This window comes from Kistimonas ophiarachnellae (assembly GCF_057552235.1).
Map to the genome: position 1 here is coordinate 198,560 of NZ_BAAJPA010000005.1, position 18,985 is coordinate 217,544.

General features: G+C 53.5%; 14 protein-coding genes. 7 read left to right on the forward strand and 7 right to left on the reverse strand.

Features of this window, described 5'->3' with window-relative positions; genetic code table 11:
• Positions 1-11: 11 nt before the first annotated feature.
• The 3 genes from aroB (at position 12) to AC27K1_RS08075 (ending at position 2,912) form a co-directional block, all read left to right on the forward strand.
• A complete protein-coding gene (gene aroB, locus AC27K1_RS08065; RefSeq protein ID WP_487149676.1) occupies positions 12-1,091 on the forward strand; it encodes a 3-dehydroquinate synthase in 1,080 nt (359 codons plus the stop codon).
• 433 nt (positions 1,092-1,524) lie between these two features.
• The gene (locus AC27K1_RS08070) at positions 1,525-2,415 is read left to right on the forward strand and encodes a hypothetical protein (protein WP_487149678.1); all 891 of its coding nucleotides are present in this window, start codon (positions 1,525-1,527) and stop codon (positions 2,413-2,415) included.
• Entirely contained in the window at positions 2,412-2,912 is a 501-nt protein-coding gene (locus tag AC27K1_RS08075; protein WP_487149679.1) for a hypothetical protein, read from the forward strand. The genes AC27K1_RS08070 and AC27K1_RS08075 overlap by 4 nt, the downstream gene beginning before the upstream one ends.
• 71 nt (positions 2,913-2,983) lie before the next feature.
• Here the strand turns inward: AC27K1_RS08075 and AC27K1_RS08080 are convergent, their stop codons facing one another.
• Positions 2,984-3,313, reverse strand: coding sequence for a hypothetical protein (locus tag AC27K1_RS08080; RefSeq protein WP_487149681.1), 330 nt, complete (start codon positions 3,311-3,313; stop codon positions 2,984-2,986).
• Between the two features lie 160 nt (positions 3,314-3,473).
• On the opposite strand from AC27K1_RS08080, the gene gltB reads away from it, so the two are divergent.
• From gltB to AC27K1_RS08095, 3 genes are all read left to right on the forward strand, one after another.
• Positions 3,474-7,931, forward strand: a complete 4,458-nt coding sequence (gene gltB / locus AC27K1_RS08085) for a glutamate synthase large subunit (RefSeq protein ID WP_487149682.1) — start codon at positions 3,474-3,476, stop codon at positions 7,929-7,931.
• A gap of 159 nt (positions 7,932-8,090) precedes the next feature.
• Positions 8,091-9,509: an FAD-dependent oxidoreductase gene (locus AC27K1_RS08090; RefSeq protein ID WP_487149683.1), complete on the forward strand. Its 1,419-nt coding sequence runs from the start codon at positions 8,091-8,093 to the stop codon at positions 9,507-9,509.
• 161 nt (positions 9,510-9,670) lie between these two features.
• Positions 9,671-10,243 carry a hypothetical protein gene (locus AC27K1_RS08095; protein WP_487149684.1) on the forward strand — a complete coding sequence of 191 codons (573 nt, stop codon included), beginning with the start codon at positions 9,671-9,673 and terminating at the stop codon, positions 10,241-10,243.
• Positions 10,244-10,298: 55 nt separating this feature from the next.
• Here AC27K1_RS08095 and AC27K1_RS08100 read toward each other — a convergent pair whose 3' ends face one another.
• On the reverse strand, positions 10,299-10,673 hold the full coding sequence (locus tag AC27K1_RS08100) for a RidA family protein (RefSeq protein ID WP_487149686.1): 375 nt from the start codon (positions 10,671-10,673) through the stop codon (positions 10,299-10,301).
• A 232-nt stretch (positions 10,674-10,905) separates the two neighbouring features.
• Here AC27K1_RS08100 and hemE point away from each other — a divergent pair, with 232 nt between their 5' ends.
• Positions 10,906-11,976, forward strand: a complete 1,071-nt coding sequence (hemE, locus tag AC27K1_RS08105) for a uroporphyrinogen decarboxylase (RefSeq protein WP_487149688.1) — start codon at positions 10,906-10,908, stop codon at positions 11,974-11,976.
• Between the two features lie 19 nt (positions 11,977-11,995).
• On the opposite strand, the gene AC27K1_RS08110 is transcribed toward hemE, so the two are convergent.
• The 5 genes from AC27K1_RS08110 to dusB form a co-directional block, all read right to left on the reverse strand.
• Positions 11,996-14,392, reverse strand: a complete 2,397-nt coding sequence (locus tag AC27K1_RS08110) for a response regulator (protein ID WP_487149689.1) — start codon at positions 14,390-14,392, stop codon at positions 11,996-11,998.
• Between the two features lie 106 nt (positions 14,393-14,498).
• Positions 14,499-15,785 (reverse strand): phosphoribosylamine--glycine ligase, encoded by a 1,287-nt coding sequence (purD, locus tag AC27K1_RS08115; protein WP_487149691.1) that lies wholly within the window; start codon positions 15,783-15,785, stop codon positions 14,499-14,501.
• A 133-nt stretch (positions 15,786-15,918) separates the two neighbouring features.
• Positions 15,919-17,505 (reverse strand): bifunctional phosphoribosylaminoimidazolecarboxamide formyltransferase/IMP cyclohydrolase, encoded by a 1,587-nt coding sequence (purH, locus tag AC27K1_RS08120; RefSeq protein WP_487149821.1) that lies wholly within the window; start codon positions 17,503-17,505, stop codon positions 15,919-15,921.
• Positions 17,506-17,662: 157 nt separating this feature from the next.
• Positions 17,663-17,971, reverse strand: a complete 309-nt coding sequence (gene fis / locus AC27K1_RS08125; RefSeq protein WP_487149692.1) for a DNA-binding transcriptional regulator Fis — start codon at positions 17,969-17,971, stop codon at positions 17,663-17,665.
• The gene (dusB, locus tag AC27K1_RS08130) at positions 17,968-18,957 is read right to left on the reverse strand and encodes a tRNA dihydrouridine synthase DusB (RefSeq protein WP_487149694.1); all 990 of its coding nucleotides are present in this window, start codon (positions 18,955-18,957) and stop codon (positions 17,968-17,970) included. Before dusB ends, fis begins: the two co-directional genes overlap by 4 nt.
• Between the last annotated feature and the right edge of the window lie 28 nt (positions 18,958-18,985).

An 18,985-nucleotide genomic window follows, 5' to 3' on the forward strand; every position in this document is an offset into this window, starting at 1 on the left:
CGAGGTTGTGGATGAAAACGCTGACTGTTGACCTGGGGGATCGATCCTACCCGATCTATACCGGTTCTGACCTGATTTCCCGTCCTGAACTTTATACCCCTCATATCCGTGGGCGGGATGTTGCCATTGTGACCAACGAGACCGTGGCGCCTTTGTACTTGTCACAGGTCAGGCAGGCGCTGTCCGGTTTCAATGTGATTGATATTGTCCTGCCGGATGGAGAACAGTGGAAAACGCTGGATACCGTCAACCGTATCTTTGATCACCTTCTGGAATCGCGTCACACGAGAACGACAACTCTGGTTGCCCTCGGTGGTGGCGTTGTGGGTGATATGACCGGGTTTGCCGCCGCCTGTTACCAGCGTGGTGTGGATTTCATCCAGGTGCCAACCACGCTGTTGTCACAGGTTGATTCTTCTGTCGGGGGGAAGACCGGCGTGAATCATCCGCTGGGCAAGAACATGATTGGCGCCTTTCATCAACCCAACTGCGTGATTGCGGATATCTCAACACTGGACACCTTGCCGGACAACGAGTTATCGGCCGGTTTGGCCGAGGTGATCAAGTATGGCCTGATTTGTGACAGCGATTTCTATCAATGGCTTCAGGACAATATAGCGGGTCTGCTGGCACGACAACCGACGTTGCTGATTGAAGCGGTTGTCCGCTCCTGCGAGAACAAGGCGCTGGTCGTTTCCGGGGACGAGAAAGAGTCCGGACGTCGCGCCATCCTGAACCTGGGACATACCTTTGGTCATGCCATTGAAACGCACCAGGGCTATGGCAAGTGGTTGCATGGCGAAGCGGTTGCGACCGGCATGGTCATGGCCGCGGCGCTGTCGGCCCGGGAGGGCTGGATTGACCGTCGGGAGGTGCAGCGACTTGCCATGTTGCTGGAATCAGCAAGGCTGCCCGTGCGCCCCCCCTCAGGCATGACCGCGGGCGATTTCCTCACCTTGATGCGGGTGGATAAAAAGGTTCTGGATGGAACCTTGCGGCTGGTGTTGCTGAAAGCGATGGGAGAGGCCGTGGTAACGTCCGGGTTTTCACCGGATTGCCTGGATGAAACTCTGGCTGAATTTGTCAATTAACGGTTGATTTCCCGTGACGGGGCTGCTGAAACAGGCAGCCTTGTCTGCATTCGGCGCCTCATGATTTCCTGATCCGGACCTTTCCCCTGAATTTGCTCATTGGTTCAATAAACCTTGAAATCAGCACCAATTCAATCTCGTATCTTACGCGTTTGACAGGGAAAGCCTTGCAGTAAAGCTAATATTGGGCCTGTATCGCGGTTAGAAAGATTTGACTGGCAGGCGTTGTCAGACGCATTTTTTGAAGAAGTAAGGTTGTCAGTGGGTTTTGTGAGTGAAATATCCAGTCTGGCAAAATGGTTGGTTTGACGAACATTTTTTGAATCGGAAAGATAAATTTTACTCCATCTATATGTTGTAAGACTCATTTAACTGTCTGCTTGAAAAAGCAGGGATTGTTTAGCTTCAGCATTTTATAGTATGGAGGGCTGTTATGTATATAAATATGGTTAGCGGTTTGAGTTTATTATATGAGAATTGGAGTGCGATAGTTAAGCCAGGTATCATGCTCAGTGCTGGTGATGAAATAGATCAGATGCATACCGTGGCTAATACTGTAAATTGCCGTACATCAAGTAAGCTTGATAAGAAAAAAATAATGCTTGTTTCTGTAGCTGGTCATATCTGCGCATTGAGGGAAGGGGTGAAGGTATATATCAGTGATAGTGATAAAAACTATGAGGAAGCTTTTTTAAGAAAATTGTCAGAGTACAAGGTGATTATCATGAAAAAATTACCTGCTAAAAAATACCTGGCGGCAGATTTGGAGTATGAAAAAAGAAAAAAAAGCTTTTTAATGAAATCTAGTGGTCAATATATGCAAAGTGGGTTTAAAGATCTTCCACCCGCAGATTCAACAGCCAGGTCAGGTTTTTATTATTACCAAAGCGGTAAGATTTATTCCATTCTGGGTCGCAATAATTTGGGTCATGGTATTGTCATATCGGATTGGCGTAAAGGTGAGTCGTGGGAAGATAAGATGAAAGAACATCATCCTGAAAGTCTTGAGCTGCATAATAAATGGCTGAGCGCACCTTTGCTGGAAGATGTTAATGGTAAAGCTCTCAACGCAAAAGTTGGAAGAGTTATTTCTGGTCATAGTGATCCTTACCTCTGGTTAATTTGCGAGGGAAATGTATTATTGTCGACACTCACTGAGTTTGAATTCAACTGTAAAGCCTTCGAAGCAAGAAAATATTTTTTCCTGGAAGAGCTCTATGCTTGTGAAATTGTTGAAGAGATTGAAGGAAGTATCAGACGTTTTATCATTTCGCATCCTTTTTTAAAGGGCGCCGTTTTATGTGAAAAAAGGTTGAAGAGTTGATAGAGCTGAGAGAGAAAGGCGGTGGCTCTGAAGATGATAAGGAAAAGCACATTTGCAGTATTGAAAAAATGAAGTCTTTTCTTGGGTTTGTTTTGACTGCGCATCAATCTATTTATTCGAAAATTGAAAGTGTAATTTATCGCAGACTTCTTGATGGGAATTCATATATACAGGATGAGTTTCGTAATAGAATTGGTGCTCGAATTAAACCGGTAGGGGCGGATGTTACTGATTTAACGGAAGCTAAAAAACAGTTGGTTGATAAAGGGTTTGATGTGGAATTTGGATTGGGTGGAGCCATTGTTGGTTTATTTCGGGAGCCGTCCCGGGATGCTTTTGGAAAGAAATCTTTTGATTGGGGGCGGGCGCTTTCTGACAAGGAAAAGGACGTGTGTAACGAGTTGGCTGACACAAGCGAAGAGATTCTCCCATTTATTGATAACCTTTTGTATGAACCTGAAAAAAAAGGTGGCGACTCTGCTTCAGCGATGGCTTGATCCCTTCTGATGTCTGCCAGATACCGCATGGTGAAGTGTTGCCATTAATAGTGCCCCCCGATAACTATCATTCAGTTCGACTGATGCGACGGCATCATGGTCATGTCATTGATGAGTCGCCCAATCCTGTTTTTCGATGATGGCGTACCGTGGCGTCCGCCGGGATTTCGCATAATCAGTGCACGACAGTCAACAGGGGAGGGGGTACGACTTTTCCCGTATTGAAAGCGGTGCCGGTTTGTGGTCTTGCCACTTGAAGTGTAAAATGGCCGCCGTTTGCCCCAGGTACGATCGTCTTCGATGAACGTACAAAAAAACGTACCGGGGCAGCTGACTTCGCGATCACTGGCATAATGGACGCCCATGGGAGCAGCAATTGCATACAATTGCGTCCAGCCCATGCCATCGCCAGGCAGCCATTGACGGCTCAGAATGCTATCGGGCGAAGTTTTTGCGGACCATAACAGGGCAAGCCGGCAGGGGAGTCGCCGGTACCAACACCTGACAGGATCGCAGATTGCCGAATAATGATTACCAGAATTGGCTGATGAGAGTGTGCCTATGAATGCAGGTCTGTATCATCCCGAGCAGTTCAGGGATAACTGTGGTTTCGGGCTCATTGCCCACACCGAAGGCATAAAAAGCCATCATCTTCTCCAGACAGCTATCCAGGCGCTGACCTGTATGACCCACCGCGGCGGTATCGCTGCCGATGGCAAAACCGGGGATGGCTGTGGTCTGTTGATCCAGATACCGGATCACTTTTTCCGAACCATTGTTAATGAGCAGCTGGGACTCACCCTGCCGTCACTGTATGCGATCGGCATGGTGTTCATGAACCGTGATGACCAGGTTGCGCAGGCAACCCGACAGCGCTTTGAACAGGAACTGGCCGCTGAGAATATCCGGGTGCTGGGCTGGCGTGACGTGCCGGTTAACAGTGAGTGCCTTGGGCCGATTGCCCTTGAGCAGCTGCCTCGTATTGAGCAGGTGTTTATTGCGCCTGACAATGAACAAGATGAGGTTCAGCTGACAGCATCGCTGTTCATGGCACGGCGCCGGATAGAAATCGCACTGGCAGACGATGAAGAATTTTATATCTGCTCACTATCCAGCCGCGTGGTGACCTACAAAGGTTTGATGATGCCGGTGGATCTGCCCAAGTTCTATCCGGACCTTGGTGATCCTCGTTTTGAAACGGCGATCTGTGTTTTCCATCAGCGATTCTCCACCAACACCATGCCCCGCTGGCCACTGGCTCAGCCGTTCCGCATGTTGGCCCATAACGGTGAGATCAACACCATCATGGGTAACCGTAATTGGGCGGAAGCCCGTGCCAGCAAGTTCAAGTCGGAATTGTTGCCGGATCTCGAATCTGTCCGGCCGCTGGTTAACCGGACCGGTTCCGATTCCTCCAGCCTGGATAATATGCTGGAAATTCTGGTTACAGGCGGCGTTGATCTGTATCGGGCGATACGCATGCTGGTGCCGCCGGCCTGGCAGAATGTTGACACCATGGATCCCAAACTGCGGGCATTCTACGAATATAACTCCATGCATATGGAGCCTTGGGACGGCCCGGCGGGACTTGTACTCAGTGACGGTCGTTATGCGGTCTGTGCGCTGGACCGGAATGGTTTGCGGCCGTCGCGCTGGGTTAAGACCAGGAATGGTTATTTGACGGTTGCTTCTGAAATTGGCGTTTATGATTACGAGCCTGAAGATGTCATTGCCAAAGGACGCGTAGGCCCCGGTGAAGTGCTGGCGATTGATACGCAAACCGGTGAGATTCTCGAAGCGCACGATATTGATAACCACCTCAAGTCACGTCAGCCCTATAAGCAGTGGCTGAAGAAAAAGGCTTATCGGATTCAGTCAAAGTTCATTGAGAATGAACACCGTGTGGAACATTTTGACAAGGCGGTGCTGAATGAGCACCAGAAAATGTTCCAGGTCACCTTTGAGGAGCGTAATCAGGTCATTCGCCCCCTGGCTGAAAATGGTCAGGAAGCAGTTGGCTCGATGGGCGATGATACCCCGATGGCGGTCTTGTCCCAGCGGGTGCGTCCTGTATACGACTATTTCCGCCAGCAGTTTGCCCAGGTCACGAACCCGCCTATCGACCCCTTGCGGGAAGCGATTGTCATGTCGCTGGAAACCTGTCTGGGCGCTGAAAAGAACATGTTTCAGGAAACCCCTGAACATGCCGAGCGGGTGATTCTGAAATCCCCGGTGCTGTCGACCACCAAGTTCCTGAATCTGATTAATGCGCACCACGAGGTGGGCAATCTGGAAGTGGCCAGAATTGAACTCAACTATGATCCGGCGACAGGTTTGGAACAGGCCATTGTTGCGGTCTGTGATGCCGCTGAGCAGGCAGTTCGTGAAGGCAAGGTGCTGCTGCAGCTGACCGATCGCACGATTGAAAAAGGCAGGTTGCCGATCAATCCGGCAATGGCTACAGGTGCAGTTCACCATCGACTGATTCAGGTGGGATTGCGTAGTGACGCCAACATCATTGTGGAAACCGGTACTGCCCGGGATTCCCACCACTTTGCTGTCCTGATCGGCTTCGGGGCCACGGCCGTTTATCCCTACCTGGCCTACGAAATCATTCATGACCTGATCCAGACCGGTGAATTGATTGCCGATCCGATTGACGCTTACAAGTCCTACCGCAAAGGGATTGGTAAGGGACTGCTCAAGATTATGTCCAAGATGGGCATTTCCACCATTGCATCCTATCGCGGAGCCCAGCTGTTTGAGGCGGTTGGACTGAGTCAGCCAGTTGTCGACCTCTGTTTCTGTGGTGTGACCAGTCGTATCAGCGGTGCCAGCTTTGTGAATTTCCAGGAAGAACAGCAGTTGCTGGCTGATGACGCCTGGAAAGCGCGGAAGCCCATTCAGCAGGGCGGGTTACTGAAATATGTCCATGGGGGTGAATACCACACCTTCAATCCGGATGTGGTGCAGACAATTCAGGCTGCCGTGAAAACCGGTGACAGGGCCAAGTACCGGGATTATGCCGGGATGATCAACCAGCGCCCTGTTTCTGTGATCCGTGACTTGTTTGCTCTGGAAAGTGACAGAAAACCGATTCCTTTGGATGACGTTGAGCCCGTCGAAGCGATTTTGCGGCGGTTTGATTCTGCAGCCATGAGCCTTGGTGCGCTGTCTCCCGAAGCCCATGAAGCGCTGGCTGAAGCCATGAACCGACTGGGCGGACGTTCCAACTCGGGTGAAGGTGGCGAAGATCCGGCCCGGTTTGGCACTCATCGTGTTTCAAAGATCAAACAGATTGCCTCGGGACGATTCGGTGTAACACCCCATTACCTGGTGAATGCAGAAGTACTGCAGATCAAGGTCGCGCAAGGCGCCAAGCCGGGTGAAGGTGGTCAGTTGCCGGGTGGCAAGGTAAACAGCTTAATTGCCCGCTTACGGTATTCAGTACCGGGCGTTACCCTGATTTCACCGCCACCGCACCATGATATCTACTCCATTGAGGACCTGGCCCAGCTGATCTTCGATCTCAAGCAGGTCAACCCTGATGCGTTGGTTTCCGTCAAACTGGTCTCTGAACCGGGAGTCGGCACTGTTGCCGCCGGTGTGGCCAAGGCTTATGCGGATTTGATCACGATTTCTGGCTATGACGGTGGCACGGCTGCCAGTCCATTGACCTCCATTCGCTATGCCGGATCCCCCTGGGAGCTGGGTCTGAGTGAAGCGCAGCAGGCGCTGCGTTCCAATGATCTCCGCGGAAAGGTGCGGCTGCAGACTGATGGTGGTCTGAAAACCGGTCTGGATGTCATTAAGGCCGCCATGCTGGGCGCGGAAAGCTATGGTTTCGGTACCACACCGATGGTGGCGATGGGCTGTAAATACCTGCGGATCTGTCACCTGAACAACTGTGCGACTGGTGTGGCGACCCAGAACCAGAACCTGCGGGATGAGCATTTCATCGGTACGGTTGAAATGGTCATGAACTTCTTCACGTTTGTGGCAGAGGAAGTGCGTGAGTGGCTGGCAAGCCTCGGTTATCACAGCCTGGAAGAGGTGATCGGTCGTACTGACATTTTGAAAGTGAAGGAAGGGCAGACGGATAAGCAGTCCCAGCTCGATCTTTCCCCAATTCTGGGTAACAGCAATGTCGCGGCGGATAAACCCAATACCTGCCTGCAGGAGCGTAATCCGCCGTTTGACCAGGGGGAACTGGCAGAGCGTATGGTCAGCGATATGCTGTCGGCGATTGAATCCGCGAGTGGCGGTGAGTTCAGTTATGCAGTAGGTAACTGTGATCGCTCGATCGGTGCACGCCTGTCCGGTGAAATTGCCCGTCGACACGGTAATCTTGGCATGTCTGACTCGCCGCTCACGGTGCGCCTGAACGGCAGTGCCGGACAGAGTTTTGGGGTCTGGAATGCGGGTGGTTTGAATCTCCATCTTGAAGGCGATGCCAACGATTATGTCGGAAAAGGCATGGCGGGCGGCAAGCTGGTTATTTGTCCACCTCAGGGCAGTGCATTCCCATCTAATGAAAGTGCCATTATCGGTAATACCTGCCTCTACGGCGCCACCGGCGGCAAACTGTTTGCTTCTGGTCGGGCCGGTGAGCGACTGGCTGTGCGTAACTCCGGCGCCCATGCCGTAGTTGAGGGTGCCGGTGACCACTGTTGCGAATATATGACAGGCGGACTGGTGACTGTTCTCGGAAAGACCGGCCACAACTTTGGCGCTGGAATGACCGGTGGTTTCGCGTATGTGCTGGATATGGACCGCCAGTTTGTTGACCGCTACAACCACGAACTGGTGGATATCCACCGGATTGACGCCGAATCCATGGAAGACCACCAGACTCACCTGCACGGCATTATTGCCGAGTTCGTGGCGGAAACCGGCAGCGAGTGGGGACGCACGCTACTGGAGGACTTCGAGGATTATGTGGGCCGTTTCTGGCTGGTGAAGCCCAAGGCGGCCAGCATGAACAGTCTTCTGGCCACGGTAAGAGGCCGTCCTGAATAACCGTGATCGTCGAGCCGGCTGCTATAGGCAGCCGGTTGAATAAGAAAAGGGTGTGAGCAAGCGTTACCCGGGCACTGCGAAGCATGACCAAGAAAATGATACTATACGCAACCCAATGCTCATACACCGGAGAAGGACGACAAGTTTCATGAGGTGTATATGGCTGAAAGACTGAACAATGACTTCCAGTTTGTGGAAGTCGGCCGTAAGGATCCTGATAAAAAGCCGCTCCGGATTCGCAAGCAGGCGTTTGAGGAAATCTACAAGCCGTTCTCGCAGAAGCAGGTGGCGGCTCAGTCCCATCGCTGTCTGGCGTGTGGCAACCCCTATTGTGAGTGGAAGTGTCCGGTTCATAACTATATTCCGGACTGGCTCAAGCTGGTTGCTGAAGGCAATATCATTGAAGCTGCCGAGCTGTCTCACCAGACCAATACCTTGCCGGAAGTCTGCGGCAGGGTTTGCCCCCAGGATCGGCTCTGTGAGGGCGCATGTACGCTGAATGACGGGTTCGGCGCAGTCACGATTGGCTCGACGGAAAAATATATTACGGATACGGCGCTGGCGCTTGGCTGGAAGCCGGATATGTCGAAAGTGGAATGGACTGATCGCCGGGTGGCGGTGATTGGAGCTGGCCCCGCCGGGCTGGGATGCGCCGATGTCCTGGTGAGAAATGGCGTCAAGCCGGTTGTGTTTGATCGTAACCCGGAAATCGGCGGATTGCTGACGTTCGGTATTCCGGAATTCAAGCTGGAAAAGACCGTTTTGCAGCGTCGGCGTGAACTCTTCACCGAAATGGGGATTGAATTCCGCCTGAATACCGAAATTGGTCGTGATATCACCATCGAAGCCCTGCTGGATGAGTATGATGCGGTCTTTATGGGGATGGGCACGTACACCTATATGAAAGGGGGCTTCCCCGGGGAAAGTCTGCCGGGTGTCCATGAGGCGCTGCCTTACCTGGTATCCAATGTGAATCGTTGCCTGGAGTTTGAACAATCCCCGGACGATTTTATTGATATGAAGGGCAAGAAAGTTGTCGTCCTCGGTGGTGGTGATACGGCCATGGATTGTAACCGTACGGCGATCCGTCAGCAGGCAGCGAAAGTCACCTGTGCGTACCGTCGGGATGAAGAGAATATGCCGGGATCCCGGCGCGAAGTGGAAAACGCCCGGCAGGAAGGCGTTGAGTTCCTGTTTAACCGGCAGCCGGTCGAGATTGTTGGTACGGATCGTGTGGAAGGCGTCAAGGTTATCACTACCCGGATGGGCGAGCCTGATGAGCGCGGTCGCCGTCGTCCAGAGCCAGTGCCTGGCAGCGAAGAAATTCTGCCAGCGGATGCGGTGCTGATTGCCTTTGGCTTCAGACCGAGTCCTGCGCCATGGTTTGAAACACAAGGTGTTGCGATGGACGACTCTGGTCGCGTGATAGCGCCAGAAAACGGACGCTATAAGTTCCAGACCGATAATCCGAAGATCTTTGCCGGCGGCGATATGGTGCGGGGCTCTGACCTGGTGGTCACTGCCATCTGGGAAGGGCGTCAGGCGGCGGAAGGGATACTGGATTACCTGGAAGTCTGAAAACAGTTATGACCTGAGTAAATAAAAAACCGGCTGATGCCGGTTTTTTATTCTTATGCTTTGTGCCGATTACGCTTATGGGCGGCTCTGGATGGCCGATACTTCAAGAACCGGGAACGGAATATTCAGGGTAATGACCCGGCTTGCACAGGGATGTAATTATGGCAGTTGGCAGGAAAATTGGTATTACACTGGGGGCGTTAAGCATACTGTTCATTGCGGGGTGTGCGTCTGTCTTGCCCAGTAACCAGAACAGAACGTTCACTGCGTGGAAGACGTTCGAAGAAGCCAAGAAGGCGTATGACAGTATCATCATTGGTCGGACAGATTTCAAAGCGCTGACCAAGCTCGGGTTTGACCCCTTCCGAACACCGAATGTACGTCGCCTCACTTATCTCGATGTCATCAAAATTTTCATGCCAAACCCGACAATCGGGATTGAACGCCTGGATCAAGGTGTAAAACGCTGTATTGAGCAGCGAGATGATTGTTATGCGATTGAGGCCAATCCCCGTTACCGCAAAAAGCGTCGTTATGGTAACGCTGCGTTGGATTTGCTGAACTTCAGGAAAGAAACCGAAGTCAGTGGTTGGGAATTCCGCGCGGTGGTGGTGCTGGTCGATGACGTGGTGGTCTACAAAATCTGGAGTGGCGTGCCGATTTTCCTGGAGCATGGCACCAGGAAAAATCCGCTGGGCCCGATAGAAGGGGCACGGGACTTCCTGCTGGATTAGCCCCGTACGGAATCAGTAAGCGATAAAAAAAGAGAGCATTGGCTCTCTTTTTTTATCAGCAGTCGGCGATCACTTCGATCTCGACGCGGGCATCCTTGGGCAGACGGGCCACTTCAACGCAGCTGCGGGCAGGAAACGGCAGGGAGAAATACTGCTTGTAGACTTCGTTAACGTCAGAAAAGTCATTCATATCTTTCAGGAAAACCGTGGTTTTCATGACGCGATCCATGCTGGAGCCGGCAGCTTCCAGGATGGCTTTGACGTTTTCCAGGGACTGACGCGCCTGGGCCTTGATGTCTTCGGGCATTTCGCCGGTTTCAGCGTTGATCGGCAGCTGGCCGGAGGTCATGATCACGCCGTTGAAACGCATGGCCTGGGAGTAAGGGCCAATAGCGGGCGGTGCATCATTGGTTTCGATGACTTGTTTCATGGTGGTCTGTATACCTTATTCGATTAATCTGGACGGAGCTGTCTTACATCAGCCTGTCGGAGAGTGGTTGAATTTTAGAGCGGGTTTTTCAAGTATTTTTGATTCTGGTCAAGGGAGTGGAGTTTAACGTTCAATCATTTTGCCGGTGCCACCTGTTTATAGCAGAGAGAACGTAGCATCGTACGGGTTTGTTGGTATAGTTGCTGTCTTGTTACTGCCGTATGGATTGGACATGACAGCACTCAAGAATGATCGTCTGCTGCGGGCGCTGCTGAGAGAACCGGTTGACCGGACACCGGTATGGATGATGCGACAGGCCGGGCGCTACCTGCCGGAATACCGGGAAAGTCGCAGCCGGGCGGGGGATTTCCTGTCCCTGTGCAAGAATCCCGAGCTGGCCTGTGAGGTCACCCTGCAGCCACTGGAGCGCTACCCTCTGGATGCTGCCATCCTGTTTTCCGATATTCTGACGATTCCCGATGCCATGGGGCTTGGACTCTACTTTGAAACCGGGGAAGGGCCACGTTTCCGTCATCCGGTACGCACCGCCGAGGATGTTGATCGTCTGGAGATTGCGGATGTTGAACAGTCACTGGATTATGTCATGGGCGCAGTCCGCACCATCCGGCAGGCGCTGGATGGCCGGGTGCCGCTGATTGGTTTCTCTGGCAGTCCGTGGACGCTGGCGACCTATATGGTGGAAGGCGGCAGTACCCGTGATTTCAGGATCATCAAGGCAATGCTCTACGATCAGCCTGCACTGCTTCATGAGTTGCTGGCAAGACTCGCGGATACCGTGACAGCCTACCTGAACGCCCAGATTCGTCATGGCGCACAGGCTGTCCAGATTTTTGATACCTGGGGTGGCGTACTGGAATCCGGTGCTTACCGGGAGTTCTCACTGCAATACATGCAAAGAATTGTGAACGGCCTGATCCGTGAGCATGAAGGGCGTCGAGTGCCCGTGATCCTGTTCACCAAGAATGGCGGGCAATGGCTGGAAGCTATGGCTGATACCGGCGCTGATGCCCTGGGATTGGACTGGACAACGGATATTGGCGATGCCCGCCGCCGGGTCGGTGACCGGGTAGCCCTGCAGGGGAACATGGATCCCTGTGTGTTGTATGCTTCACCGGGCCGAATCCGGGAGGAAGTGAGTAGAATCCTCGCATCATTTGGTTCGGGTTCCGGGCATGTCTTCAACCTGGGGCATGGTATCCACCCGTTTGTTGATCCGGCCCATGCAGGTGCCTTTATTGAAGCAGTCCATGAACTGTCACCGGCCTGGCACGAAGCGGGCTAAGTCCTTGAGCAGGCTGTCATTAGTGGATGACAGCCTGCGCCCTTTCCCCGGCCTTCTGGCTTAGCTCCCTGACCAATACCCTGCCCAGGCGTTTACTGCTGACCGGTTTGGTGAGAATGCAGCGAATGCCTGATGTCTGAGTCTGCTGTGTCGTCGGGATTGAGCTACCGGTCAGCATGATGACGAGTAGCTTATCTTTCAGTATGGGGTCTTCCGCAATCCGGGAAGCCAGCTGCATACCGCTGGTGCCGGGCATGTTTTGATCAAGAATCGCCAGGTCAAAGGGGTTGGACAGGCTGGCTTCTGTTCGCAACAGTGCCAGTGCTTCGGTCGCGTTGCGGGTTTGATAGACATCCAGTCCCAAATGCATGCATTGTCGGACCAGTACTTTTCGGCAGGTGTCATTGTCGTCCACAACCAATACCCTGCGATTGCTGAGTAGTTGGATGGCCTTTGGGTCATCTGAGCTGTCTGGTGTCAGCTCAGGGAGAATTGTCAGAGGCAGCGTGAACCAGTAAATCGTGTTCTGGTTGTCGGTCATCAGGTTAAAGCTGCCACCCAGTGTTTTGACCATGTTTCGGGCAAGCAGTATGCCGACCGGCGGATGGGTGCCATTCTCGCTCAGGGTGTCTGTCATGCTGTCTGCATAGGGCCGCAAGGCACGATAGCCAATGCCATTGTCTGAGCATTTCAGGGTGAATCTTGCCAGGGTTTTCTGGTCTGTTGTGTTATCTGGTTCATCAGTCACACTGAGTGTTTGCGGGCTGACCGTCAGGAGTATTTCGCCTTCGGCAATGTGATTAAAGTTATAGGCCAGAAGCGCCAGCAAAATCTGGCGAATCCGCTCCGTATCCCCGGCCAGGAATTCTGGCATATCGGGCTGGATGAAGCTGATCAGTTCAACCCCCAGCTGTTCTGACTTATAACGGTAGCGATCCATGCAGGCCTGAACCAGTTCCGTGATTTCGAAAGGGAAGGCGTCTGTCTGTGGTGGTTCCAGCTCTGTCTTGACGTTATCAACGACCTGGTTGACCAGGTTCAGCATTTCCCGTCCGGATAACTGAATGGTATTGACGTAATCCTTCTGCCGAGGTGTCAGTGAGGTGTTCTGCAGTAATTCCGACATGCCCAGAATACCATTCATTGGCGTTCTGATGTCGTGGCCTATATAGCTCCACAGGGGGCGGTTTGGTTTTTCAGTGGAGTGCTGGCCGGATTCCGGCATTATGTTGCCATGGTGAGGAGCCGGGACTGCTGAACGGATCAGAAAGCGCAACGACAGGGCGGTGACCAGTAACAGAAAGCTGGACACCAGGATGGATTGCATCATCCAAATGTCAAACGGCAGAATGCCGAACTGGCACATGATAAAGGTGATGAAAATCACGGTATAGGGCACGACAACCAGCAGCCAGCGCCAGGCGGCAATGTAGCCCTCATACAGCCGGATCACCCCGGTAAGGATACTGCTGGCACAGCTCATGAGAGAGAGTATGACGACAGCGTTTTCCGGCAAAACGTAACCCGGAAATAACATGACCAGTGCGGTGACAAAGCTGCCGGTACTCATTAATAGCAGTAATCGGTCTGCAGATCGGCTGTTTCTCGTTTGAAGGAGTGTTCTTGATAACAGGCATAGCAGTCCATAGCCTGCAGAAATGCTGGCAAAATGAATGCGATTCTGTGCGTCCGGGTACAGGTTCCATAGTGATGCAGGAATACCCTGCCAGCTTAACAGGAATACCAGGCTGACAAGGCTGATAGCAAAGAGTTGCAGGTAATCTGTGCGCTTTCGGGTGACGAACAGTGACGCAGTGACCAGTATCAGCGCGATATTGATGCCTGCCCAAATGCCAAAAAACCAATGGGTTTGCTGGATGGTGTGGTGTTCGTGGTCTGGCTTGCTGAGCCAGGCTGATATGCGCTTGTGAAAGGGGGAGTGCATCCTGACATACAGTGTCAGCTGTTCGCCCGGATGGTATTCAAAAGGGATCAGGTGCTGGTTGTTGCTGAACTGTGGATAGGAGGACAGTTCAGTGAGTTCATCATTATCTTTTGATGGCCTGTCATGGTGCAGGTAATAGGTAATGTCATCATCACCAAAGGTGAGGGCCCGGATTTCGAACGTCTGGGCCTCGGTTGCACTGATGGGCAGGGCAAATCGTAACCAGACCGTACTATCCTGCGTGAAGTAAAAGTTGGTGCGATCCCATGGAATAAAACGGTGACGGTACTGGTTGGAGGTCAATTGCTGAGGTGTCAGGCTGCCAGAGCGGTCGAACAGGACATCCGCTTTCTCAAGGGCATATTCAGAGAGCGCATGACCCATTGCCTGTAGTGGACTGATCACACACAGCAGAAGCAATAGCAGGCGTATTAGCTGAGGGTGCTGCGGTTGTTGTTTTTGCTTCTTCACAGCGACTTCCGTTTACGTCCGGCATTCCATTATACCCGTGCCGCACAAAAATCCCATGCAGTCAGGGCGGGAGGGGCGACCAGAAAAGGTGGACGCCCCCGAAGGATTAAGCGTCCTGTTGTTCCCGGGCTATGGCACGGTGGCCAATGTCGTTCCGGTAATAGCAGTCCTGCCAGTCAATGGCTTTAACCCCTTTATAGGCATTTTCCTGTGCCTGGGCGACAGTGTCTCCCAGGGCTGTAACGCACAGTACCCGACCGCCATTGGTCGTGACCTGATCGCCTTCCAGGCGTGTGCCCGCGTGGAATACCTTGGCGTCACCCGCGTTTTCCAGGCCGTTGATGGTATCACCCTTGCGGTAGGTCTCAGGATATCCACCGGCGGCCATCACGACCCCAAGGGCAACTTTTGAGTCCCACTCGGCAGTGACTTCATTGAGACGGCCTTCCGCTCCGGCCAGACAGAGTTCGATAAGATCAGATTTCAGGCGCATCAGGATCGGCTGGGTTTCCGGATCACCAAAGCGGCAGTTGTATTCCAGCACCTTGGGCGTGCCATCTGCAGCAATCATCAGACCGGCATACAGGAACCCGCTATAGCGGTGGCCTTCAGATGCCATGCCTTTGACGGTAGGAATGATGACTTCCTCCATGGCGCGTTTGTGCAGTTCCGGTGTTACGACCGGTGCTGGCGAATAAGCACCCATACCGCCGGTATTGGGACCGGTATCACCGTCATCACGGGCCTTGTGATCCTGGCTGGTGGCCAGTGGCAGGATGTTTTCACCGTCCACCATGACGATAAAGCTGGCTTCCTCGCCGGTCAGGAACTCTTCGACAACGACACGGTGGCCTGCATCACCAAACGCATTGCCCGCGAGCATGTCCTCAACGGCGGCGATAGCTTCTTCTTCTGTCTGGGCCAGTATCACGCCTTTCCCTGCAGCCAGGCCATCAGCCTTAACGACGATAGGTGCGCCCTGTTCCCGGATATACGTCTTGGCAGGTTCAATCTCAGTGAAATTGGCATAGGCGGCGGTGGGGATGTTGTGCCGGGCCAGGAAATCCTTGGTAAAGGCCTTGGAGCCTTCGAGTTGTGCAGAACCTTTGTCCGGGCCGAAGATAGCCAGGCCTTCCTGACGGAAACGATCCACAATGCCGGCGACCAGCGGTGCTTCCGGACCGACGATAGTCAGGTCAATCCCCTTGTCCTTGGCGAAATCAACCAGTCGGTCAAAATCGAGTACGTCGATGGCGACGTTACTGACACCAGGCTCCAAAGCGGTACCGGCATTGCCTGGCGCAACATAGACTTCGTTAACGCCTTGGGAGGCTGCTGCTTTCCAGGCCAGTGCATGTTCGCGACCGCCATTGCCGATGATCAGTATGTTCATGTCCTGTTTCCCTTGTTGTAGGCCTCCGGGTACGCCGGAGGCTTTGCCTGATGTTATTTCCAGGAACCGATGTCACCCATGCGTCATGCAATCAAATACCTCATGGGTGGTTCATGGTCGCCCGTGGCAGATCTTAGTGACGGAAATGACGCATGCCGGTAAAGACCATCGCCATGCCAGCCTCGTTAGCTGCTTCAATGACTTCCTCGTCACGCATGGAACCACCGGGCTGAATAACCGCGGTGATACCCGCGCCGGCAGCCGCATCAATGCCATCACGGAATGGGAAGAAGGCATCGGAGGCCATGACGGACCCCTTGACTTCCAGCCCTTCATCGGCAGCCTTGATACCGGCAATGCGGGCACTGTAAACGCGGCTCATCTGACCGGCGCCAATACCGATTGTCTGCTGGTTACGGGCATAGACAATGGCATTGGACTTGACGAATTTGCCAACTTTCCAGGCAAACACCAGGTCGCGGAGTTCTTCTTCGCTGGGCTGGCGTTCGGTGACAATCTTCAGTTCTTCCTCGGTGACGCGACCCAGATCGGCATCCTGCACCAGCAGGCCGCCGTTGACGCGCTTGAAGTCCAGCCAGGGCGTAGCGGTTTGAGGCAGTTCCCCGCAGGTCAAAACCCGGATGTTTGGCTTGGCAGCCAGAACCGTCAGGGCATCTTCCTGGACAGAAGGCGCAATGATGACCTCGACAAACTGGCGGTCAAGAATCGCCTTGGCCGTTTGGGCATCCAGCGTCCGGTTGAAGGCGATGATGCCACCAAAGGCTGAGGTGGGATCGGTCGCATAGGCGCGATTGTAGGCTTCAAAGCAGTCTGCCCCTGTGGCCACACCACAGGGATTGGCGTGCTTGACGATGACACAGGCCGGCGTGGTGAAGCTTTTCACGCATTCCAGTGCGGCATCGGTATCAGCGACATTGTTGAAGGAGAGCGCTTTCCCCTGCAGCTGGTGGGCAGTGGAGACGCTGGCCTCTTTGGCGTTTTTATCTACATAGAACGCCGCTTTCTGATGCGGATTCTCACCGTAGCGCATGTCCTGCGCCTTCACCATTTGCAGATTGAAGGTGTTGGGGAAATCCTGCTTCTGCTCTGGTTGTTCCGGATTCAGGCAGCCCAGGTAGTTGGCGATGGCGGCATCATAACCAGCGGTATGCTCAAAGGCTTTTACGGCCAGTTCAAAGCGGCGCTGTTGGGACAGACCATTCTCAGTCTTCAGTTCGGTCAGCAGACTGTCATAGTCGTTGTTGTTGACGACAATCGCTGTGTAGGCGTGGTTTTTGGCGGTAGAACGAACCATGGTCGGGCCGCCAATATCGATATTCTCGATAGCTGTCGCCAGATCGCAGTCCGGCCGTGCAATAGTGGCTTCGAAGGGGTACAAGTTGACCACCACCATATCGATCGGCTGGATGCCATGGGCTTCCATGACAGCATCATCCTGTCCACGACGGGCCAGAATGCCGCCGTGGATTTTCGGGTGCAGGGTTTTGACCCGGCCATCCATCATTTCCGGAAAACCGGTGTAGTCAGACACCTCAACGGCGGGAATATCATTGTCCCTCAGCAGTTGCCAGGTGCCCCCAGTAGAAAGAATCTCGACGCCCAGCCCGTGCAGTCCCCGGGCAAACTCAACAATACCGGTCTTGTCGGAAACGCTGATCAGCGCACGACGGACAGGACGGATATCGGTTGTTTGTGCCATTGTTGCTTCGCTCATTGCTGTTTTACCGTGAATGCTTCAGTCCTTCAGGAAAGGAGCCCTAACCATTACATGCACTCAGTCTGTCTTGTCTTTATTGCTGTCCGTCCCTGACATAAAGAAAAAGGCGGAATACGTCCGCCTTTTTCTGATGTGATCCTTACAGTAATCCGTACTGCTTGAGCTTCTTGCGCAGTGTGCCGCGATTCAGACCCAGCAGGTTGGCTGCCCGGGTCTGGTTGCTTTTGACATAGGTCATGACGGTTTCAAGCAGTGGCGCTTCCACTTCGGAAAGCACCATGTTGTAGACATCAGTGACATCCTGTCCATCCAGGTGGGCGAAATAGTTGTTCATGGCTTTCTCAACACTATCCCGCAGGGTCTGGGTTTCCTGCGCCACCGGACTGGCCAGATGGCGTCGGTGGTCAGTGCCGGCAGTGTCCTGACCTAAGGCTTCAGATGCCGTCATGCCGCGATTTCCTCTCCATTAATTAATCTCTCAAAATGCTCCCTGATACCGTCGCATTGGGCAGCACTGCACTCCAGACGGTTGAATACACTGCGGAAAGACTGGCCGCAGTCGTTGGCCTGTAGATACCAGCCAACATGTTTCCGGGCGATACGGGCGCCGGGTAGTTCACCGTAGAATTCATAAAGCTGGGCCAGGTGGTCCAGCAGGATATCCCGAATGACTTCCAGCTTGGGAGCGGGCAGGTGAGTACCTTGCTTCAGGAAATGGTCGATTTCCCGGAATATCCAGGGGCGTCCCTGGGCGGCTCGGCCGACCATCACGGCCTGGGCGCCGGTATGATCCAGCACTGCCCGGGCTTTTTCTGCCGAAGTGATATCCCCATTGGCAATCACCGGTATGGAGATCGCCTCGCAGATTTCAGCAATCGTGTCGTATTCCGCCTCACCCCGGTACATGCAGCTGCGCGTACGGCCATGGACAGCCAGCGCCTGGATGCCACAGTCTTCGGCAATACGCGCGATGGTGACGCCATTGCGGTGTTCGGGGCTCCAGCCGGTGCGGATTTTCAGGGTGACCGGAATAGACACCGATGCGGTGACACGCTCAAGAATCGCGCGAACCAGTGCTTCATCTTTCAACAGGGCAGAGCCGGCGGCCTTGCTGCAGACTTTCTTGGCCGGGCAGCCCATGTTGATGTCGATGATCTGGGCGCCCATTGCCTCATTCTGGCGGGCGGCCTCAGCCATCATCTCGGGATCACCACCGGCAATCTGGACGGAGCGGGGTTCAGCTTCGCCATCATGCACCAGACGCAGCCGGGTTTTCCGGGTTTTCCACAGGCGAGTGTCGCAGGTGACCATCTCCGACACCACCATGCCGGCGCCCAGCCTCAGGCACAGCCTGCGAAAGGGGCGGTCGGTAACACCTGCCATGGGCGCAAGGATAACCGGGGTTTCAATGTCGTAAGGGCCAATTGTCAGCAAGGCTGGGTCTTCACTCTGTATTCATGGG

Excerpts from the sequence above, each read along its gene's own strand:
- purD (WP_487149691.1), bottom strand. The coding sequence starts at position 15,785 with ATGAACATACTGATCATCGGCAATGGCGGTCGCGAACATGCACTGGCC.
- AC27K1_RS08090 (WP_487149683.1), top strand. The coding sequence starts at position 8,091 with ATGGCTGAAAGACTGAACAATGACTTCCAGTTTGTGGAAGTCGGCCGT.
- gltB (WP_487149682.1), top strand. The coding sequence starts at position 3,474 with ATGAATGCAGGTCTGTATCATCCCGAGCAGTTCAGGGATAACTGTGGT.
- aroB (WP_487149676.1), top strand. The coding sequence starts at position 12 with ATGAAAACGCTGACTGTTGACCTGGGGGATCGATCCTACCCGATCTAT.
- AC27K1_RS08100 (WP_487149686.1), bottom strand. The coding sequence starts at position 10,673 with ATGAAACAAGTCATCGAAACCAATGATGCACCGCCCGCTATTGGCCCT.
- hemE (WP_487149688.1), top strand. The coding sequence starts at position 10,906 with ATGACAGCACTCAAGAATGATCGTCTGCTGCGGGCGCTGCTGAGAGAA.
- AC27K1_RS08095 (WP_487149684.1), top strand. The coding sequence starts at position 9,671 with ATGGCAGTTGGCAGGAAAATTGGTATTACACTGGGGGCGTTAAGCATA.
- purH (WP_487149821.1), bottom strand. The coding sequence starts at position 17,505 with ATGGCACAAACAACCGATATCCGTCCTGTCCGTCGTGCGCTGATCAGC.
- AC27K1_RS08080 (WP_487149681.1), bottom strand. The coding sequence starts at position 3,313 with ATGGGCTGGACGCAATTGTATGCAATTGCTGCTCCCATGGGCGTCCAT.
- fis (WP_487149692.1), bottom strand. The coding sequence starts at position 17,971 with ATGACGGCATCTGAAGCCTTAGGTCAGGACACTGCCGGCACTGACCAC.
- AC27K1_RS08070 (WP_487149678.1), top strand. The coding sequence starts at position 1,525 with ATGTATATAAATATGGTTAGCGGTTTGAGTTTATTATATGAGAATTGG.